This is a genomic window from Nanohaloarchaea archaeon SW_7_43_1 (assembly GCA_003009795.1).
Taxonomy (GTDB): domain Archaea; phylum Nanohalarchaeota; class Nanosalinia; order Nanosalinales; family Nanosalinaceae; genus SW-4-43-9.
The window spans coordinates 272,526-290,467 of sequence record PXPE01000001.1; the positions used below are offsets into that span (position 1 = coordinate 272,526).

Annotated in this window: 20 protein-coding genes and 2 tRNA genes; 6 read left to right on the forward strand and 16 right to left on the reverse strand. The window is 43.1% G+C overall.

Annotation, left to right across the window (positions count from 1 at the left end; translation table 11 throughout):
- The first annotated feature begins 72 nt into the window (after window positions 1-72).
- Complete coding sequence (locus BRC29_01525) at window positions 73-1,656, forward strand: hypothetical protein (GenBank protein ID PSG98790.1); 1,584 nt, start codon at window positions 73-75, stop codon at window positions 1,654-1,656.
- Between the two features lie 2 nt (window positions 1,657-1,658).
- Window positions 1,659-1,731, forward strand: a tRNA-Pro gene (locus BRC29_01530).
- A 62-nt stretch (window positions 1,732-1,793) separates the two neighbouring features.
- Here the strand turns inward: BRC29_01530 and BRC29_01535 are convergent.
- From BRC29_01535 to BRC29_01545, 3 genes are all read right to left on the reverse strand, one after another.
- Window positions 1,794-2,264 carry a hypothetical protein gene (locus tag BRC29_01535; protein PSG98791.1) on the reverse strand — a complete coding sequence of 157 codons (471 nt, stop codon included), beginning with the start codon at window positions 2,262-2,264 and terminating at the stop codon, window positions 1,794-1,796.
- Window positions 2,265-2,371: 107 nt separating this feature from the next.
- A complete protein-coding gene (locus BRC29_01540; protein ID PSG98792.1) occupies window positions 2,372-3,325 on the reverse strand; it encodes a hypothetical protein in 954 nt (317 codons plus the stop codon).
- The gene (locus tag BRC29_01545; GenBank protein ID PSG98793.1) at window positions 3,318-3,878 is read right to left on the reverse strand and encodes a hypothetical protein; all 561 of its coding nucleotides are present in this window, start codon (window positions 3,876-3,878) and stop codon (window positions 3,318-3,320) included. The genes BRC29_01540 and BRC29_01545 overlap by 8 nt, the downstream gene beginning before the upstream one ends.
- A 196-nt stretch (window positions 3,879-4,074) precedes the next feature.
- Between BRC29_01545 and BRC29_01550 the strand changes: the two genes are divergently transcribed.
- Window positions 4,075-4,320, forward strand: coding sequence for a hypothetical protein (locus BRC29_01550; GenBank protein ID PSG98794.1), 246 nt, complete (start codon window positions 4,075-4,077; stop codon window positions 4,318-4,320).
- A gap of 134 nt (window positions 4,321-4,454) precedes the next feature.
- Here BRC29_01550 and BRC29_01555 read toward each other — a convergent pair whose 3' ends face one another.
- The 5 genes from BRC29_01555 to BRC29_01575 form a co-directional block, all read right to left on the reverse strand.
- Complete coding sequence (locus BRC29_01555; GenBank protein ID PSG98795.1) at window positions 4,455-6,353, reverse strand: hypothetical protein; 1,899 nt, start codon at window positions 6,351-6,353, stop codon at window positions 4,455-4,457.
- A gap of 34 nt (window positions 6,354-6,387) precedes the next feature.
- On the reverse strand, window positions 6,388-6,924 hold the full coding sequence (scpB, locus tag BRC29_01560; GenBank protein PSG98796.1) for an SMC-Scp complex subunit ScpB: 537 nt from the start codon (window positions 6,922-6,924) through the stop codon (window positions 6,388-6,390).
- Between the two features lie 15 nt (window positions 6,925-6,939).
- A complete protein-coding gene (locus tag BRC29_01565; GenBank protein PSG98797.1) occupies window positions 6,940-7,662 on the reverse strand; it encodes a hypothetical protein in 723 nt (240 codons plus the stop codon).
- A 170-nt stretch (window positions 7,663-7,832) separates the two neighbouring features.
- Entirely contained in the window at window positions 7,833-10,391 is a 2,559-nt protein-coding gene (locus tag BRC29_01570; protein ID PSG98798.1) for a hypothetical protein, read from the reverse strand.
- A 170-nt stretch (window positions 10,392-10,561) separates the two neighbouring features.
- The gene (locus tag BRC29_01575) at window positions 10,562-11,872 is read right to left on the reverse strand and encodes an aspartate--tRNA(Asn) ligase (GenBank protein PSG98799.1); all 1,311 of its coding nucleotides are present in this window, start codon (window positions 11,870-11,872) and stop codon (window positions 10,562-10,564) included.
- Between the two features lie 89 nt (window positions 11,873-11,961).
- On the opposite strand from BRC29_01575, the gene BRC29_01580 reads away from it, so the two are divergent.
- The 3 genes from BRC29_01580 to BRC29_01590 all read left to right on the forward strand — a co-directional run bounded on the left by BRC29_01580 (window position 11,962) and on the right by BRC29_01590 (window position 13,755).
- Window positions 11,962-12,480, forward strand: a complete 519-nt coding sequence (locus tag BRC29_01580; GenBank protein ID PSG98800.1) for a deoxyuridine 5'-triphosphate nucleotidohydrolase — start codon at window positions 11,962-11,964, stop codon at window positions 12,478-12,480.
- A 187-nt stretch (window positions 12,481-12,667) separates the two neighbouring features.
- Window positions 12,668-13,018 carry a hypothetical protein gene (locus BRC29_01585; protein PSG98801.1) on the forward strand — a complete coding sequence of 117 codons (351 nt, stop codon included), beginning with the start codon at window positions 12,668-12,670 and terminating at the stop codon, window positions 13,016-13,018.
- Complete coding sequence (locus BRC29_01590) at window positions 13,018-13,755, forward strand: hypothetical protein (GenBank protein PSG98802.1); 738 nt, start codon at window positions 13,018-13,020, stop codon at window positions 13,753-13,755. The genes BRC29_01585 and BRC29_01590 overlap by 1 nt, the downstream gene beginning before the upstream one ends.
- Window positions 13,756-13,819: 64 nt before the next feature.
- On the opposite strand, the gene BRC29_01595 is transcribed toward BRC29_01590, so the two are convergent.
- The 8 genes from BRC29_01595 to BRC29_01630 form a co-directional block, all read right to left on the reverse strand.
- Window positions 13,820-13,962: transfer RNA gene (locus BRC29_01595), tRNA-Leu, on the reverse strand.
- A gap of 40 nt (window positions 13,963-14,002) precedes the next feature.
- Complete coding sequence (locus BRC29_01600; protein PSG98803.1) at window positions 14,003-14,485, reverse strand: hypothetical protein; 483 nt, start codon at window positions 14,483-14,485, stop codon at window positions 14,003-14,005.
- 46 nt (window positions 14,486-14,531) lie between these two features.
- Window positions 14,532-15,104, reverse strand: coding sequence for a hypothetical protein (locus tag BRC29_01605; GenBank protein ID PSG98804.1), 573 nt, complete (start codon window positions 15,102-15,104; stop codon window positions 14,532-14,534).
- Window positions 15,105-15,122: 18 nt separating this feature from the next.
- Window positions 15,123-15,506 carry a 30S ribosomal protein S11 gene (locus BRC29_01610; protein ID PSG98805.1) on the reverse strand — a complete coding sequence of 128 codons (384 nt, stop codon included), beginning with the start codon at window positions 15,504-15,506 and terminating at the stop codon, window positions 15,123-15,125.
- 48 nt (window positions 15,507-15,554) lie between these two features.
- Complete coding sequence (locus BRC29_01615) at window positions 15,555-16,154, reverse strand: 30S ribosomal protein S4 (protein ID PSG98806.1); 600 nt, start codon at window positions 16,152-16,154, stop codon at window positions 15,555-15,557.
- Window positions 16,154-16,642 carry a 30S ribosomal protein S13 gene (locus tag BRC29_01620; protein PSG98807.1) on the reverse strand — a complete coding sequence of 163 codons (489 nt, stop codon included), beginning with the start codon at window positions 16,640-16,642 and terminating at the stop codon, window positions 16,154-16,156. Before BRC29_01620 ends, BRC29_01615 begins: the two co-directional genes overlap by 1 nt.
- Before the next feature lie 66 nt (window positions 16,643-16,708).
- Entirely contained in the window at window positions 16,709-17,296 is a 588-nt protein-coding gene (locus BRC29_01625) for a hypothetical protein (GenBank protein ID PSG98808.1), read from the reverse strand.
- 156 nt (window positions 17,297-17,452) lie between these two features.
- Window positions 17,453-17,734, reverse strand: a complete 282-nt coding sequence (locus BRC29_01630; GenBank protein PSG98809.1) for a peptidylprolyl isomerase — start codon at window positions 17,732-17,734, stop codon at window positions 17,453-17,455.
- Window positions 17,735-17,942 lie beyond the last annotated feature (208 nt).

The window sequence follows — 17,942 nt, forward strand, 5'->3', positions numbered from 1 at the left end:
ACTTTATCCAGTATCCGTAAAATACCGGGAATGACGTTTTTAACGAGGTACAGTAACTTCAATTAGGAACCAATGCATAAAGTTTTTAGATTAATAATGGAGAGACTGAGAAGTATGTTTCGAAGCCCTGAAGAGAAGATGCTTGAAGAAAGAGAAGAGATTGGAAGACTAAAGGTTGCCCAAGAATTACTCCGTTCGGAAAAGGCTTCAGGTCCTGGGATCAGACCTAAAGGTGATGATCAGCTTCTCCAACTTCTCAGTGATGATCTGGAAGATGTTTTACAGAGTTATTCTCAGGAAGTCAGAAAGTTTGAAGACATAGTGGAGAAAGTTCATCTAGACGACCTGGATAGTTCCCTTTCTGAAGATGAGGAGGATAACATAAGACATGCTGTTAGAGAGTACAGAAATGACTCTGAAATCCCACAGACTGTAAGAGAACTGGTTGATGGGGAAAACGGATTAAGAAGCAAATGGGGCGAAGCCACAGAACTTGAAGATGTTGAGGAAGAGTTCACAGATCTGGTATACGCTCTCAGAGATTTCTCGGGTCAGAACTATGGAGAAGTTCTGAACATATGGGAGCCGAATGTCGAACAGGAAAAAATTGATAGTCTGATGGCGGAAGTGAAATCTGAGTCAATATCAATACTTGAGGATATTTCTAATGAAGAAATTGAGGAACTCTGGAATAAGACAGGAGCTAAAGTTGATGAATCTGAAAGCCTGAATGAAGTTACCGGAAGCTCAGCTGCAATCCATGAATTCCTGGCGAATTACATGCTTTCCGGCAACCCTATGAGAATGCCTGTCAGAATCGCTGAAAGCGGAATGGAATACGGTAACCCGTTGATGGCCCCGCTTCAAACCACCGATCAATCTTTCTGGGCGAAAAGCCTGGATACAACCGCTCATGAATTCGGTCATACATTCGGGAGGCAGAATCTTTCAGAACAACACATGTACCTGCCTTTAGGAGAGCCTCCTTCCGAAGCAGTTGATGAAGGAAGCGCCCGGTTCTACCAGAACCACATTTTCAGATCAAAAGAATTCCTCGAGTTCCTATCCGAAGGAAGTAATGACAGTCCTAAGGGTTTCCTGAAAAATCATGGAGTACCGGATTTTGAGGCAGAAAACCTTTATGCCTGGTTCAACGCTATTGAACCTGAGAACACGAAAAGAGTATCCGCTGACCCAATTACGTATCCGCTTCACGTAGCAGTGAGGTACGAACTGGAGAAAGAACTTATTGAATCAGACAGGTCTGTGGAAGAACTGGTGGATAATCTGCATGAAAATTGGGAAGATAAAATGCAGGAATACATCGGCGATCACATTGGTATTGAGTACGATCTGGATGAGTCTGAAACTATTCTCCAGGATGTCCATTGGGGGAAAGGCAAGTTCGGTTACTTCCCCAATTACACGCTCGGAGATGTAATGGCGGCGAACTGGCGTCAAAAAATGAATGATGACCTGGAAAGAAATGTATCAGAGTATGCGAATACAGCCGACTTGGATTCGATCAACAACTGTATCTCCGAGAATATCTGGCAACATGGTAAAGCAGTTTGGGAAAGAAGCGATTATACTGATCTGGAAACTGATGCCTACATCGAACATTTAAGATCCAAGGCCTCCGGATTATACAAGTAATTGGCGGGGTGGTTTAGCGGACTATAATCGTACAGTGGGGCTGTACGGACCCGAGTTCAAATCTCGGCCCTGCCAAATTAGAATGTAAACTCTGTAGTCTTCAATTTAAGGGTCTTTGCCACCGGCTACTATTTTGCTCAAAATATCGGTGTTCTGTCCGGTTCTTCTCCCTCGGTTACGTTACCTCTATAGACTCCGTTCAGCTGAGGTGCTTGCTCTATCCCTACTTTTGATAGGACTTCTTCTGTTGCTTCTGCACCAATTGTAGGTTCCAAGACGTCTTCTATAGTGTAATCTTCAGCATCTTCCTCACCATCGACGAATGCAGTCCGCATATCTTCATTCCCGCTTTCTGCCAGACTCCCGTTAATTATTCTGTCAAGAGTTTTTGGACCTTCTTCGGATTCCAATTCATATTTTCCTATCTCTTTGCCGTTGCCCAGATATACTGTTACCTCATCCTCCCATGGGTTGTCGTGAAGTGTAATCACTGAACCTCTGCTGGCTTGATATGAGTCATAAGTTGGTTCCCCGCTTTCAGTGTTGGAGGGTCCCGGCATCGAAGTTTTTACTGCGTATTCAACAAATTGTCTTTGGTTATTAGTCATCTAAGAATCACCTATAATTAATTACTAGTGAGTAACACCTTTAATTGTGCGGTTTTTCAATGTCGCTGAAAACCAAATTTGGCTTCATCAAACAAACTAATTTTTTTCTACGAAAGGGGTGTGAAGTTGGTTACAATGTAGCCAACCACGAAAGTCAGAGCCGCGGAGAGCAGGAATGCTCCAATCCATGCGGCAGCTGTAGCTGCGATCTTTGTGTTGTCGCTGCTGGATCTTCCTTCTACGAGGCCTGAGCCAACGACTGCTGCAATTATAGCTTCGTTAAATGACATCGGGATTCCGTAGAATATTCCTATCTGGGCAAGTATTGCTGCGGTTGTGAGTGCAGCGAATGAACGTCTCGGTCCTATACTTGAATAGTCGAACGATATCACACGGATTATACGTGGTGAGTAGACCCAAGCACCGATCATTATAGATAAGCCTCCCATCAAGAGCAAAGCATTCAGCGATGTGAAAACTCCTGTAAGAGGCCCTACCGCCAGTCCAACCGCCGAGGCACCTGCAGAGTAAGATACGTAGCAGCCAGCCCCAAGTAAAGCATATTTTATCTGTTTCTCGGATCTTTCTAGTGATACATATTTTCTGACAGCCTTCGACAAAACATAGCTAATTACGATGGCTAGAGGCGGTATTATAAGCCAGTAAAACAGTATGCCGCTGAGAACACTCCAGTTAACAGCGTTCCCGAAGCCAAGTGCACTTCCTACAACACCTCCAATAACGGTGAAAGTCGTAGGCATAGGGTAATCTCCTATAACACTGATTATCACAAGCAAGGCGGCTATAAGAAGTACTGAAGCAGCCTGAATTTGCAATACTTCACCTCCAATCAGTCCAGCACCCACAGTCTTCGTAGTATTTGCTCCTTGAAATACAGCTCCGAACAAAGCGAATATTCCTGCTAAAAGAGCGGAGCGAAGGACATTGGTGGACCTGGCATTGTTAACCGGGCCGAAAGCGGAGGCAACGGTTGATGCACCAATAGAAATTCCCATAAAAACTGATGATAAAAGCGCAAGAACTGTTACTACTTCACTCATCTTCTTTGAATTCCTCTTTCAGCTTTTCTCGCTTGTCCTCAATAGGAACATTGACATCCAGTTCATATTCTTTGTCTTTAGACTTCATATCAACTGAGATATCATCTGTATCCAAGTAGTATGTGCTTCTCAATGAAATCTTTGAGTATATCATGGCTTCAAATTTCCTGAAAAACTGTGCGAACCTTGTGTAGAAAGGCTTTGCGATATTTTCGGATGCTTCGGATATTTCTTTTGCTGGAGGCTTCTTCTTTTCCGTGGCTTTTTTACCTGCTTTTGCAACTTTTTCAGAGGCGTCTTTAAGATCTTCCTTGACGCCTTCGCTTTCCTCCTCAAGTTTGTTCTTGCTTATTACAGCTTTATCGACTGTTTTCCGCTTCATATCGTTTTCTGCTTCTTCTTTCTTTGGTCGCCATTCTTTGAAATCCTCTGCGGATTTTTCGTTGACCACGTTCTTTATAATTTCTTCGACTTTCTCTCCAAACCTTACTACTTCTTTCCAAGTCCCTTTCTTCTTCATACCGGAGTTTGTTTCCTCCGCATCTTTATCCATAATAAGTTCTAGATTGTAGACAGGCTTAAATATAAACCTTCGCTCACAGCTTTGTACCAAATCTGAGTTATCGACAGGAACTCTTGAAACGAGAATTATTAGACCTGCGACAAATATTTCTCCCTGAATGCCGATACTATACTTCCTATTAAAGAACTCATAAATTATTTTAAATCAAGTTTGGAATTATGCTGTTATGGCGCCTTTTGATTCTATTATCTCCTCCTTGAGGTTGCAGAGTTTTGTATCGGTCCTTCTGCCCTATTTAGTTACATTTCTCGTTATTGGAGGATTGATTTACTATATAACAGGATATATTTCTCAGATTAAGAATTTAAATGGATACTATAGAAAAGCCACCAGACTGGGAATAGCCCTAATATTAGGGGGAATACTCAGTATCTTTGTTTCCGGAGCTCTCCAAATGTTTGTCCCTATATAGCTATATTTAATGATTACAGGCCTAACTCTTTTTTCTCTGAGCTGCTATAAGAAAAGACTACTATATCTCTTAGTTCAAACAGGAATTATTATCTGAGTCGAGAACAGAGTTCAAATCTTGTCCCTCCCATCTGTTTATTCATCCATCTCTGATCCGCCTGGAGGCATAACTCTAATTATATAGTCGAGATCCAAATCATGACCTTCTTCGGCGAAGCGCTGGTTGATTTCCTTGGCTATATCCGATTTCTTTGTATGTCCAGGTCTCAGTTTGATGCAGGTTTCAGAGTTCTCTTCAACTGCCTTCCTTGGACCGCATATAGGTACTTCATGATCTTCTATCTCGTATACACCTATTGAAGCATCTACCTCGATATTTCTCATGTATTCTCGCTCACCCCGTATTACGAATGCGCCTTTTGCCAGGTACTCTCCTGATTCAGGGTTTTCTGTTACCTGTTCAGGATTGACGTAGTATACATCATCCGCGCCTATACCGGCTTTCCATGTCTTTGAAAATGTGACAGCAGCTTGTGCGGCCTGTCTCAGGGTTTCCTCTCCTCCTTCTTGGCCTTTCTTCACAATGACACTGGGTGCGCCGTCAAAGTCAGCGTGGAAGTACAGATCATTGTTTTCCATATGTTTTTTGACAAGCATGTCATTGGTCTGAGAGTCCCTACCCGCAAGCACTAAGAATCCCTCAGAGGAGTAGAACCAGCGGTACTTCTCGTACCATTTTTTCTCCCTTTTCTCGGATTTATCCTCCATAACTTCCTCAAGTTTGATGTCTTCCTTCTCAAGTTCAGCGATCTGTTCCTCTGTCTTCTCCAGCGCCTTTTCCGCACTCTCAATCTTTGACTCCGATTCTTTGGCCTTATCGTAGAATCCTGAAGCAGTTGCTTCTAAATCTTGATCTAGATATATCTTCAGGTTTTTCTCGCCTACATCCACTGAGATAAAGTTCTCTTGCTCGTTAATCGAGTTTATTCTCTTGGAAAGTTCGTTTTCAGTTTCTTTCAGAGTTTCTCTGGTTTCATCCCAGCCATGTTCCTTGATAGCGTTTTCTATCTTGGTCTTTACTTTGTGGAGAAGATTGTGGTTTTCGTATATGGCTTCGGCGTCTTCTCTCTTCTGTTCGGCTGATTTTCTCAAACCTTCAATTTTTCTCTCCTGTTGTTCTTTCTGGGCTTCGAGACCCTCCATTTTCTCTCTGTAAGCGTCCAGTTTTTTCTTCTCCTCTGCCTTCTTTTCCCGTGTATAATAGTATTCGTCCAGTGCCTCTGAGAAACTATCAAACTGTTCTTCCTCACCGGAATAGGTTTCTAATCGGAACGGTGCGGCTCTCGAAGGGAAACCGTCTTCGTCATAGTAGAGTACAGGATACCTCTCATCTTTGATGAGATTCTCGATCTCGGAGTTGATCCTCTCTTTCTCATCTTCCTCAAGTTCTTCAACCTGTGTTGTCTTCTCGACGTTGGTTCTGGAACAGATTTCTTCGGCATAGGTTCCTCCCAGACTCAGATCTGAGGCGATTCTTCTAACTATCTCGCCATCACTAAGGTTCTCAATGTAGTCTTCCATCCCTTCTGGATCTGGTGCTGGTTCCGGAAACTCGTATTTCTCTCCGACAAGTATATCTCTGTCAGCCCATTCCTCCTGTCTAAGAGCTCCGATTATCTTCCCGTCTTTGACCAGGATAAAGTTACCTTTCCCGAATATCTCACATATAAGCCGGGTATCTCCGCTCTTGATCTCAAGTATACGGTCGAACCCTCTCTGTTTAACTGACTCAACTTTCCCCAAGTGCTTTCTCAGCTCCATTGCAAAGCCTGGGGGCCGTGTCGGGTTCTCTCTTTTGTATTTGGATAGAAAAGTATGGTCTATTCCGATTATCAGCCTCTCTTTCCCGTCACCCGGAATGTAAACCTCAAGCGTAAGTTCGTTATCCCTCTGGTAGACTTTCTGGACGTGACCGTTCTCCAGCTTCTTCAGATCATCCATCAGTATTGAAAGATCAAGACTGGTTAGCTCCATGGAGATTAATTGAACGGTGAGTTACAAAAAACCATTATTCGAACATATCGACGCCCTGCTGTTCTCCCTCTCTCCCGGCTTGTTCGTTCTCGAACTGTCTCTTGAACTCATCGACGGATTCTATATCGAAGTATTCGAGGAAGTGATCTGTTACATTGAGTATCGCTGTTCTACCATCTTTCTCTTTCGAGATAAAACCTCTGTTCACCATCTCCTTCACGTGCTGATAGGCTCTGTTCCCTCTTGTTTCAACCAGATCTGCCTGTTCAAGAGGAGCATTATATGCGATGAGGCTGAGAGTTCTCAACTGTCCTTCATTAAGATCTTGGTGAGGAGCTAAATGGGCCACATGATCCAGATGATCCTTTTTCACTTTCAGTTCATAGCCTTTCGGTGTTTCTACCAGCTCTAGACCTCTGTGGTCTTCTTCCAGCTCTCCCCTATATTCTTCTATAAGCGTTTCCACATACCCCATGCTTCCAAGATCGAGTATGTCTGCTATTTCTTCTCTGTCGACCGGTTCTTCGGATAGGAAAAGTGCAGCTTCAAGCCTTGATTTCTTTTTATCCACTTTATATCACTTTAATTAGTTTGCGATTTCCTCTTTCTGTTCTGCCGGTTTAACATGTAAATCATCGAGAAAGTTATCCTGTATACATCTAACTTTCTGGTCGTCTTCAAGATGGAGGACATGCAGAAACTTCTCCAGCTGCTCTTCGCTCTGGTCATTTTTAACCAGCTGATTGAACTTCACCTTGTCGGAGCTGGAGCCTATAAGATTCGTTAACCGGGAGAAAAGCGAGTTGATCTTCTCATCCAGGGATTTTTCATCAACTTCCAACTCGTGGTCTATCTCTTCCCTCATTTCCTGTCGATCCTCCCGTCTTTCTTTTACCTCCATCGCATCGTCAAGAGCATCTTTCAACTCATTTAGGCTCATCCGTCTTTTCGGTTTAGGTTTGACCGGCATCTCCAGTTCTGGTCCTGGTGTTAGATCCAGTTTGTCATTCTCCATCATATCTTCTTCGAGAAGTTCGTCGTCGTCAAACGCCATCGGATTTTCTTCAGGCGCCTCTTCTATCTGTTCTCCGGTCATTGCTAGTGTTTTCATTCTCAGGAGTGCAGCGCATAACCTGATAGCTCTGGCAGGAACCTCAAGATCAAACTCTTCTAGTTCCTGTATGTAACCTCTGTACCTATCTGCGAGAACTTTGATATCTATATTTGAGGGATCCATGTCTGCGGTGAGAATTTCTAGAGTTTCCTCCCACGGCTGTTCTGCTAGCTCGTTAATTTCGTAGTCATCCATTTTCGGTCTTTCATTTTTGAATCCCTCTCCCCACGGAAAAATTTTCTTTCACAGTTTTTAACTCGTTCGGTTATAGATGCAGTAAGATTTTATTGTTAAATTAAAATTTGTAGCCGCAGAGATAAGACATTCCACAGAAACACTGGATAGGGATGTGAGGTGTCAGCAACTTAGGCCTCAAGCTCCACGCTCCTCATCTTTGTGACGCCGTCCTGCATTGTGACTCCATAGGCTCTCTCTGCGTGTCTGACGGTTATCTCGTTGTGGCTTATGACAATGAACTGGTTCTCATCGGCATAATCTTTCAGTAGTTCTGAAAGTTTCTTCGAGTTACTCTTATCCAGTGCGGCATCAATTTCATCCATGATGTAGAAAGGCGATTCCTCGTATTCAAGTATCGCAAATATGAATGCGATAGCGGTCATGGTCTTCTCTCCACCGGATAATGCCTGAATTATATGCGGATCGTTGCCGGGAGGTTTCGCTCTTATCTTCAGTCCTTTCTCAATATCATCGTCTTCAAGTACAAGCTTTGCTTCCCCACCATCGAACAGCTCTGTGAATATTCTTCCAAAGCTCTCCTGTATCTGCTCCAGGGTCTCCATGAAGCAACTTCTCTTTTTCTGGTCGATCTCGTCTATCATGTCTTCGATTTCCAGTTTCTCCTGCCTGATCTCCGAGACCTGTTCTTGGAACTCATCTAACTCTTCTTTTTTCTCCTTGTATTCCTGAATCGCTCTCATGTTGACAGGTCCCATCGAGTTCTGCTTTCTCAGTATCTTTTTCTTTTTCTTTTTCAGATCTTCGGGCGATGCCTCCAGCTTCAGTTCGTCCTCATCATAATCATGTTCCTCAAGATCATCTTTCACATTTTCAAGCTCTGCTTTCAAATTGGCTTTCTTCGATCCTACATCGTCAATTTTGGTCTTCAGTTTCTGCTGCTCAGAGTACAGTTCCTGCCTTTTCTCTCGCTCGTCTTCAAGTTTGTCCCGAATCTCGTTTTTCTCCTTTCTCAGCTCCTCGTCCGACCCTTGATTCTCCTTTTTTCTCTCCTTCATCTGTTTGAGCTCGGCTATATCTTTTTGTAGGGATTCAATTTCTTTCTCTACTTCCTTCTTTTTCTCCTTCTTTTTCTCCGGATCCAGGTTCTGTGACAGTTTTTTACTTTTCTTTTTTCCTGATTTCTTCTTACCACCGGTCATTGATCCTCCCCGCGACATCACGTCGCCGTCAAGTGTGACGACCCTTACCCCGTCAATATTTTTGACAGAGTCAAGATCCTCGGCAATTAAAGTATCTGAGAAAACATGGTTGATTGCTTTCTCGTATTTGTTATCATAGTTTACTAGTTCTGTGGCGTATCCGATTACACCTTTCTTTTTTTTCGCCATCTGCGATTTGGCGCTCTTCGACCGATCTTTAATCTTATCCATCGGCAGTGTTCTGGCCCTTCCGATATTCTCTCTTTTCAGGTAGTTGATGCATTCCATTGCCACGTCCTTGTCCTTGACAACTAGGTCGTTCATGTGACCTCCCGCAGCTGTCTCCATAGCTATCCCAAACCGGTCCTCGGCTGAGATCAGATCTTGGAACGCACCGTAGACCCCGTCCTTGTTTAGAGATAGAACCGAGTCGACCGCCCTTGATCCCGTATTTTTCCTGCTCTGCATCTGTTGGAGTTCATTTACTGTCTCCTCAAGATCCTCTACTTTATCTCTTTTGTTCTCAATCTTTCCTTTCTTCTTCTCAACCCGGTTTTCGAGGTGCTGGATATCATTGTTTCCTCCCATCTGCTCCTCGATCTCCTTGATACGGTCCTGTTTATCATCTATTTCCTGATCAAGTTCTTCCAGCTCCTTGTCGACTTCTTCCAGTCTTTCCTTTTTCTCGGATGTATCGGTATTGATGTTGGCAAGTTGGTTCGAGAGTGCTCTCTTTCTAACCTCGAGTTTCGAGGCCTCCAGTTTTTCCTTTCTCTGTTCGAGTCCTCTGTACTGTTTTGCCAGCTCCTTCTCCTCTTTCAGTTTTTTAAGATGTTCTCTCTTCTCATTCAGCTTGATCTCTTGCTCCTGAAGTTTGTCCCCGACTTTTTCCAGTTCTTCTTCCGCCTCTTCTTTTCTCTCATCGAACTTTGCAACTCCTGATAATTCATCGATAACTTTTCTTCTTTCAGTATCACTTTGCTCAACGATTTCCGTAACCTTGCCCTGTCTCACGAAATGATATCCTTCCGGATCGATACCGGCTTTGTCCGCAATATCATCTATCTTGCTTTTCTTGCAGTTTGTACCCTGGAACTTGTACATGGAGCTTCCGGCCTGTGTGATTTTTCTCGCTATATTTACCTCATCGGTTTCCTCGTCCTCTACAAGAAACTCGTCGAATATACCGGATGAATTGTCTAGGTAGACTGTGACTTTGGCATAATCTGCGGCTTTCCGAGACTCCCCGCCGTTGAAGATAAGTTGGGTCATTTTTTCGGCTCGAAGATTGGAGCTTCTCCGTCCGAATACGAAGCTGATGCCGTCTAGCAAATTTGACTTACCGTGACCGTTCTGACCTACAATAGCCGTTAAACCCTCGAATAGAGGTATAGCGGTCTTCTGTTGGAAAGATTTGAAGCCTTTGAATGTTACCTTGTTTATCTGTACATCTCCGGGTTCATAATCTTTCTTTTCAGTGTCGGTCTCTGTTTCTTCTGCTTCATGTTCCTGTAAGGCTTCTGGCATCTGGATTAAAATTTCGTCTGGTAGGAATAAAAAGACTGCGCCTGTTAAATGCAGTTATTGTATTACATTATGCGTTTAATTAGATAGAAAGTGACATTCCGTATTACATCACAAACAGTTTGTAATACAAAACTACAAATGAAAGGAATAAAATGCTGAAATGTATTACATTATGGCGTGAGCCTGTCCGGTGTTCTTGGGAACAGGATTCCTTCCTTGACGTTTTCGAGTTCGGCTACCTGTTTAACCAGTCGGTCTATACCTAGGCCGTATCCGCCGTGTGGAGGCATTCCGTACTTGAAGGATTCTAGATAGAATGAGATGTCTTCTGGATCGATTCCTTCGTCCTCCACAGCGTTCATCAGCCTATCCATATCGTGTTCTCTCTGTCCGCCGGATGCAAGCTCCAGCCCTCTATAGATGAAGTCAAATCTTCTGGACTGGTATTCGTCTCCTTCACGGGCCTCCATGTAATAGAACTTTTCTCCAGGATATCCCACAACGAAAACTGCTGGATGACCTTTCTCCATGAAGTGTTCGCCAAGCAGTTTCTCCCCTTTCGTGTCAAGATCTTCGGGATCATCCGGCTCGTGATCGTATTCCTCTCTGAGGATTCTCCGGGCTTGCTCAAACTTGATTCTCGGGAAATCTTCTTCAGGAACTTCAAGATCTATTCCAAGCATGTCAAGATCGTCTGCTGCCTCTTTTTTAGTTTCTTCCAGAGTGTATCTCAGTGATTCCTCCAAAACGTTCATTACATCATGTTGATCCTCAATGAATGCGAGCTCCACATCGAACATCGAGATTTCAGATACATGCCGGGATGTCGCGAATTCTTCTGCTCTGAATGCGGTCCCGGTTTTGTATACTTTATCGAATCCTGCTGCCATCAGCATCTGTTTGTAGAGCTGTGGACTCTGTGACAGGAAAGCCTCTTCATCATAGTAGATTACAGGGAACAGCTCTGCTCCTCCTTCCGCACCCATCTTGGCGATTGTAGGAGTCTGAATGTTGATATACTCGTTCTCATCAAACCATTCCTCCATGTTTTCTATGAGATGAGATCTAAGTGAGAATACGGCATGGACCTCTGGTTTTCTTAGATCCATAAATCGAGCATCCAATCTTGTGGAGAGATCGGAGTCAATATTCTTCGAAACATCCATCGGAAGAGGTGATTCGGCTTCTCCGATTACCTTTAATGTTTCAGGATGAATTTCCCTATCTCCGGGTGCCTGATCGTTTTCCTCTACGGTCCCTGTTACATGTACTATATCTTCTTTACCGATTTCCTGTGCTTTCTCGAATAGTTCCTCGTCTTCATCCTCCTTGAATATTACCTGAATCTGTCCTTCACGGTCTCTGAGAACGACAAATGTTATTCCTCCAAGATCTCTGATTTCATGTGCCCAGCCGGCGACTGAGACCTTTTCTCCGCCATCCTCAGTTGTAATATTATGTGTATATTTTCTCTCTAGCATTGATTGTCCACAATACCTGTTCCGTCTACAGTTTTTTATTGCCTTTGAGTTCGAAAACATATTTGAGATTAAAAGCCGAAAACATTGACATGATACTGAATAGACAGCAGCTAGAAAACGAAATAAAGAAGGGTCTTGTACAGGATTACATTGATCTGGAAACACAATTAACCCCCCAGGGTTTTGATCTGACTGCTGGAGAGATCCACAGATACAGGAGCTCAGGGAGTCTTGATTTCTCTAATTCGGAAAGGGAAATACCTGATACTGAGAAGGTTGAACCGGTTAAAAGAAACGAAGATGACGAGTATGGATGGTGGAGATTGGAACCTGGTGCTTACAAGGTTGTTATGAATGAGAGGGTAGACATTCCAGAGAATCTGACTGCTTTTGCCTATCCACGGTCCTCGCTGCTTCGGATGGGCTGCAGTATCGAAAATGCGGTTTGGGATGCGGGTTATACTGGTACAGGCAGCTTCATGCTAGTAGTAGAAAACGAGGACGGTGTCAAGATAAAGGAAAACGCCCGTGTAAATCAACTGGTTTTCCATATGATAGATAAGACAGAAGAGGGCTACTCCGGAAGGTATCATGAGGGCGAGGTTTAGAAGCTTTTGTAACCAATTTCAATTTAGTACAGCAGTTTTTCGATGATGAGGATTGACATCGTCTGAGCCCTGACCCAAAAGGGTTATGATGACAACATGAACACCTCTGAGAGCTATTTTTCCCTCAAATCTGACTTCTTTGAGGTATATTTTTAATAAGCGCCGAAGGATAGCTTATAATAAGGCAATGCCACCAGAAGATGACCAGCTATATGTGAGAGTAGACGGCTACAAAGTACTTCTACAGGATCTAGAGGCTATAAGACAGATAATTGATAATATAAAGGAGGCTGAAGAGGTTCTGGAACAGGTAAGAATAGTGAAGGAGAAATCAATTGATACAATTTATGAGAATGTTGACAGGTTGAACGATAAGTTAGAGGATGTTGAGGTGGAAATGCCAGAGGTTGAGCCCGGGGAACAAACTTCTGTAGAGGTAGAACAGCACCAGCAGGTTGATCATATAGATGACTCGGTTAACGAGCTTCACTCAGAACTGGAGAACCTTCAGAATGAATTAAGTGATCTTGGCGAATAATGACAGTACTGAAACTTTTCCGTTCGGGGAACTTAGGTAACCCTCAAATGGTTTCAAATTATTTTGAAATCGATGCCGATTATTTAGAAAACTTTCTAGAAGCTACAGGAGGTGACTTTGAGGAAATAAAACGTCTGAAACTATCTATTGTTGGAAAGCTAGACCGTTCGGAGGAACTCTCCGGGAAAGAGGAATTGTTTCTGACAGCCATCTTTATAGGCGACGCTGAATGGCTGGGACCTAATTCTGAATGGTACAACAGGTCTTTAAGACACGTTATACAGCTAGCAGATGGATTTGCCCATCACCAATGGTATGGAATAGCTGAAGAATATGGAGATGTTTCAAAGGTCAGCTTGCCCAGTTTCTCTGAACCTGAAGGCTTTGATATAAATGGGAAGCCTCCTACTTTCTATGCCTCAGGTTTACGTCAAAGAGTTGATTTAATTGCTTCAGTAACTCAGTTAGAGTGGTGTCTCTATGTATGTGATCAAATAGATATAGAAAACGGTTTAGAAAATCCTGATAAGGTCGTGATGGACGGAATTAAGTACTTTGTTGGTGAGAAGGAATCCATACCGGAAAGGTCAGCACGAATACATAGGATGCTTTTCCTTTCGGATAAGAAATGGTTGAAGGATGTTAGAGAGCTGTTTGATATCCGATCTCTTATCATGTATTATTTTGAGAGGAGATTTGATACAAGAAGTAAAGAACTGGAAAAACTAAGTGATTAACCTTCAGATTATATCGTTTGAACTTGTGATTTAGGGATTTGTTCTATCCAGAAATTGAACTATTTGCCGGGGATGAGATTTGAACTCATGAACCCCTACGGGACAGGATAACTTAAGTGAAAACCCTTTAGTTTTCTATGTCCTCGTTCCCTGAAGAGAACTTGAGGGTCTTAAGTCCTGCGCCTTTGGCCACTTGGCTACCCCGGCATGTTTCTTATTCATGAAATTAGAGTTAAAAGAAGAGATCTTAATCCGCAGCCTGTAGAAGTTTCTGTTTCGGTTCAAGTATGTAGCTTCCATCAACTTCCTTGCCAGGTGTCTGATCCAGTAGATGACCTAGGGCACGATTCAATTTCGCTAAATCTTTCTCCAGTTTATCATAGTTCGTTGTCAGGTCTTTGAAAACTTCTTCCTGTATATCTGTATCTTCTATCTCGTTATCAAGATACTCCTGATATTCTTCCTCAAGATCAAATAAGAAGTATTCCTGTGCTTCTTCCCAAGCTCTGGAAACGAAGTAAGAAAAGACTTTCATATCGGCTAAAGCTCCATTCTCACTGACTTCAATACTTGGATGTAATTCTGATCCTATATGTGGTGTTGATCCAAGTTCATATGCTATTCCAGGGTGTTGATGGGCTGCTTCGGCAAGTTTTTGTGTTTGGTTGTAGAGTTTGTTATATTTTTTACCTGCTTCAATAACAGGGTTGTCAGAAAAGTCCTCCTCCATGATAAATTACTTATAAACTAAAAGTTATAATGAAAACGGGTGTGTCCTAAATTTCGGCTACGGCTTCTTCGAACTCATTGAGCCGGTTTTTGATCTCTTCGACTCCTTTCTGTAGTAGTTCTTCGTTGCTGTATCCGGACGTTGATTCGATCCTGAACTCGTATGTGTCCTCACTTTTCTTTTCGTAACCGATTGTCCCTCCCTGATGTTTGGCATGTTCCTCTCCTTTCTTGAGTTCTGCCTCTGCTTCTAGGTCAACTGCCTGACCTTCATTCAGGTCGACAATCACAGCTTCTGGATTGACAGGTTCTGCTTCATCATTATCTGCCTGAAGGTCTTCTGCGAGAACTGTTCCAGGTCCTTCCTGCTTTAGAGCGATGTGAACCGTATCATCCTCGTCGACGTTCTGAGGTATTGTTAAAGGTACTTGTCCGATTCTGTTTGCTAGGATTTCGTCTATAAGTGCGGAACCGTTTTTTCTAATTTCTAGTTCCTCGACTGAAAGTGTTGGGACTTTGATCATCATTGATCTTCTGAGCGAATTGGCTATCACTTCGTTTATATCTGAGATTTCTACCTTTAGAACGTCTTCCGTTTCTTCTACTGTTTCAACTTCCATTTTTTGAAAAACCTCTGTTTATACTCTGCGTCCTCTTTTACCGCCTTTTGCTCTACATCCATCGTGCGGTACAGGTGTGACATCTTCAATGTTTCCGACCTCTAGGTCGGATCGGGAAATCGCTCTAATAGCTGGCTGTGCTCCCTTACCTGGCATCTTCTGTTTCTGTCCGCCAGGTGCTCTTACCTGTATGTCGACTTTCTCAATGCCTTTCTCCATAGCCTCATCTACTGCTTGTTTAGCTGCTTTCATGGCGGGGAAAGGGCTTCCCTGTAGTCTTCCTTTGTCTGTTACCATTCCGGCTGAGATTCTTGAGATTGTCTCCGCCCCGGTTGCATCTGTAATGTGTAGTATTGTGTTGTTGAAACTCGAGTAAATGTTAACTATCCCTTTCTTGGTCATTATCTGAGCACCTCTGCTTTGTTAAGTTGAAAATCCCTGACTTTCATATTATTCTTCACCTTCTTCGTTATCCTCGTTTTCTGTGGTTTCTTCTTCAGATTCGTTTTCTTCAGCTTCATCTGTCTCATCTGATTCATCTACTGTTTCCTCCTGTTCCTCAGTCTCCTCTGTTTCTTTGTTCTCTTCTTGTTCTGGAAGTTCGACTTCCAGATTTTTCTCTTCATCCTTTGTGAGCAGGTATCCTGGAATGTTTACTCGTTTTCCGTCGATCTCTGTATGTCCATGTGTTACCAGTTGTCTTGCCTCTTTGACGGTATCGGAGTATCCTTTTCTATTGACTGCTGTCTGCAGCCTTCGGTCTAGGATGTCTGTAGTATTCAGTGTTAGAATATTTTCAAGTTGTGCATCACTCTTCACAAGTCCGAGTGACTGCGCCTTGTTGATCAGGTTCCTGTTCTGTTCCTCATCCTCCTCTGCAACAAGCTTTCTTGCTTCTCTTCTCAGGTCTCTGAGCATGCTTTCTGCTTTGTATACTTCTTTCTTGTTCTTAAGGCCGTACTCCTCAACTAGCTGGTCTTCTTTTTGGATTCTTTCTTCGCTCCAGCCTTCGTTTGGTGTCTCGTACTGTTTCTTTAATTTTTTAACCATTATTCATCACCTTCCTCGCTGCTTCCCTCTGCGGCTTCTTCCTGAAGTCTTGCTCGGGAAACCCCGATTTTGCTTCCTGTTCTGAATGATGATTTTGTCTTCTGACCTCTCACTGGTAGGCCGATCTCATGTCTCCACCCTTTGTATGAATTAATTTCTTTCATTCTTCTGATATCGAACTCTTCTTTGAGCTCCAGATCGGATTCGATCAGATGATTATCTTCGCCAGTATCTCTTTCCTTTCTCCTGTTTCTTACCCATGTCGGCAGATCAATCTGGTCAGGATTTTTGATTATTTCTTCGATCTCATCTATTTTGTCTTCTGAAAGATCTCCAAGTGTCTGATCTGCGTCTATATCAAGTTTCTGTGAAACGGCATTTGCATACATATCTCCTACACCTTTAAGCCCTGTAAGCGCTTTGCTTACCGGTTTAGCTCCGCCCACACCTGTTCTTGCAATCCTTACAATTTGCTGTGTCTCGGCCATGATAACCTATACCCTGAAAATCTCGGTTAATTTTTATAAAGGTAGACTAGGTGTTAGAGCCTGTCTTTAATTGTATGTTTCCCGTAGCTGTTCTATCAGAGAACTCGTGTTTATACTCTGCTGGAATTTTTCTGGAGCGTTCTCACGATCGATTATCTCCTTACTGAGATCGAATTTGCCGTGGTTGTCTGCCACCGTCTTATAGTTTCCTTCCCATCGATAGAGGAAAACCAGAACTTTTTCGCCTTCATCATAGTCCGCGCTAGGTTTGTTATTGGTATACCCATCTACAGTGCCGGAGTCGATTCTTACCGTGACCCAATCCCTGTCTTCACCTTTGATCGTCTCATTTACGTCGATCCTGACATCATGATGAATATTATCGAGGTTTTCATTGGTAATGTTTTCTGGCCTCCGGTTGTTTGGAGTACTCCATTTTCCGTCGCTCACTTTTTCGACAGTTCCTGTCACAATAAGATCGGCTCTTTGAGCTTGATGGGTTGCATTGTGAACTTGTTCGCTGTACAATGATCTAGTATTTGCTTTCATTACACCGTTATTTTGGATTAAAACGAAGCCTCCGAATGCAGCCACAATTAGAGCTATTAACATGATTTTTCTACCGTGCCGTAGTTCTTGTCTAATAAATTGCATTAATCCCACTGTTGTCGTCCCCAAGAGATCTTTTTCTGGTGTTACCCTTCCCTGTAAATGAATCATCGTTGCTTCATAGGTATCGGAGTGTTCTAGGCCTAAAAAATGACCAAATTCATGTGGGGCGGCGCTTTCTACATCAAATGAATTTATTGGTTATCTTTCATCTGTTTTCTTGATTAGGTGCCATCCGAACTCTGTCTTTACAGGATCTGAGACTTCTCCTGTATCCATCTCAAATGCTTTCTTCTCGAAAGGCTTCACCATGTCTCCCCGGCTGAAGAATCCCAAGTCTCCGCCTTTGTCGCCGGAGGGTCCTTCGGATTTCTCTTTTGCTAGCTGGGCGAAGTTCTTATCGCTCCTCTCCAGCTCAAGCTTAATCTGGTTTGCGTGTTCTTCATTGTCAACGAGAATATGGGATGCACGTACTTCAGTCATAGGTTATAGTTCTCAGTTAATAATAAGAAAAGTAGATTTTAGCCCCCAGAGGATTCGAACCTCCGTCACCGGCTATCTTTTTCGAAGATCAGAGATCTTCTCAATCCCCGTCCCTAAGGACTTGAGGTTCCAAAGGCCGATATGAATGGTCCTACCGAAGTCAAACATCAGATAGTTTGACCGCTACACCAGGGGGCTATATCTGTAT

Coding starts and splice junctions, on each gene's coding strand:
- BRC29_01555 (PSG98795.1), bottom strand. CDS start 6,353: ATGGAGCTAACCAGTCTTGATCTTTCAATACTGATGGATGATCTGAAG.
- BRC29_01525 (PSG98790.1), top strand. CDS start 73: ATGCATAAAGTTTTTAGATTAATAATGGAGAGACTGAGAAGTATGTTT.
- BRC29_01600 (PSG98803.1), bottom strand. CDS start 14,485: ATGGAGGAGGACTTTTCTGACAACCCTGTTATTGAAGCAGGTAAAAAA.
- BRC29_01620 (PSG98807.1), bottom strand. CDS start 16,642: ATGGCCGAGACACAGCAAATTGTAAGGATTGCAAGAACAGGTGTGGGC.
- BRC29_01605 (PSG98804.1), bottom strand. CDS start 15,104: ATGGAAGTTGAAACAGTAGAAGAAACGGAAGACGTTCTAAAGGTAGAA.
- BRC29_01545 (PSG98793.1), bottom strand. CDS start 3,878: ATGGATAAAGATGCGGAGGAAACAAACTCCGGTATGAAGAAGAAAGGG.
- BRC29_01550 (PSG98794.1), top strand. CDS start 4,075: ATGGCGCCTTTTGATTCTATTATCTCCTCCTTGAGGTTGCAGAGTTTT.
- BRC29_01540 (PSG98792.1), bottom strand. CDS start 3,325: ATGAGTGAAGTAGTAACAGTTCTTGCGCTTTTATCATCAGTTTTTATG.
- BRC29_01575 (PSG98799.1), bottom strand. CDS start 11,872: ATGCTAGAGAGAAAATATACACATAATATTACAACTGAGGATGGCGGA.
- BRC29_01615 (PSG98806.1), bottom strand. CDS start 16,154: ATGGTTAAAAAATTAAAGAAACAGTACGAGACACCAAACGAAGGCTGG.
- BRC29_01570 (PSG98798.1), bottom strand. CDS start 10,391: ATGCCAGAAGCCTTACAGGAACATGAAGCAGAAGAAACAGAGACCGAC.
- BRC29_01580 (PSG98800.1), top strand. CDS start 11,962: ATGATACTGAATAGACAGCAGCTAGAAAACGAAATAAAGAAGGGTCTT.
- BRC29_01535 (PSG98791.1), bottom strand. CDS start 2,264: ATGACTAATAACCAAAGACAATTTGTTGAATACGCAGTAAAAACTTCG.
- BRC29_01610 (PSG98805.1), bottom strand. CDS start 15,506: ATGACCAAGAAAGGGATAGTTAACATTTACTCGAGTTTCAACAACACA.
- BRC29_01630 (PSG98809.1), bottom strand. CDS start 17,734: ATGACTGAAGTACGTGCATCCCATATTCTCGTTGACAATGAAGAACAC.
- BRC29_01565 (PSG98797.1), bottom strand. CDS start 7,662: ATGGATGACTACGAAATTAACGAGCTAGCAGAACAGCCGTGGGAGGAA.
- BRC29_01625 (PSG98808.1), bottom strand. CDS start 17,296: ATGCAATTTATTAGACAAGAACTACGGCACGGTAGAAAAATCATGTTA.
- BRC29_01590 (PSG98802.1), top strand. CDS start 13,018: ATGACAGTACTGAAACTTTTCCGTTCGGGGAACTTAGGTAACCCTCAA.
- BRC29_01585 (PSG98801.1), top strand. CDS start 12,668: ATGCCACCAGAAGATGACCAGCTATATGTGAGAGTAGACGGCTACAAA.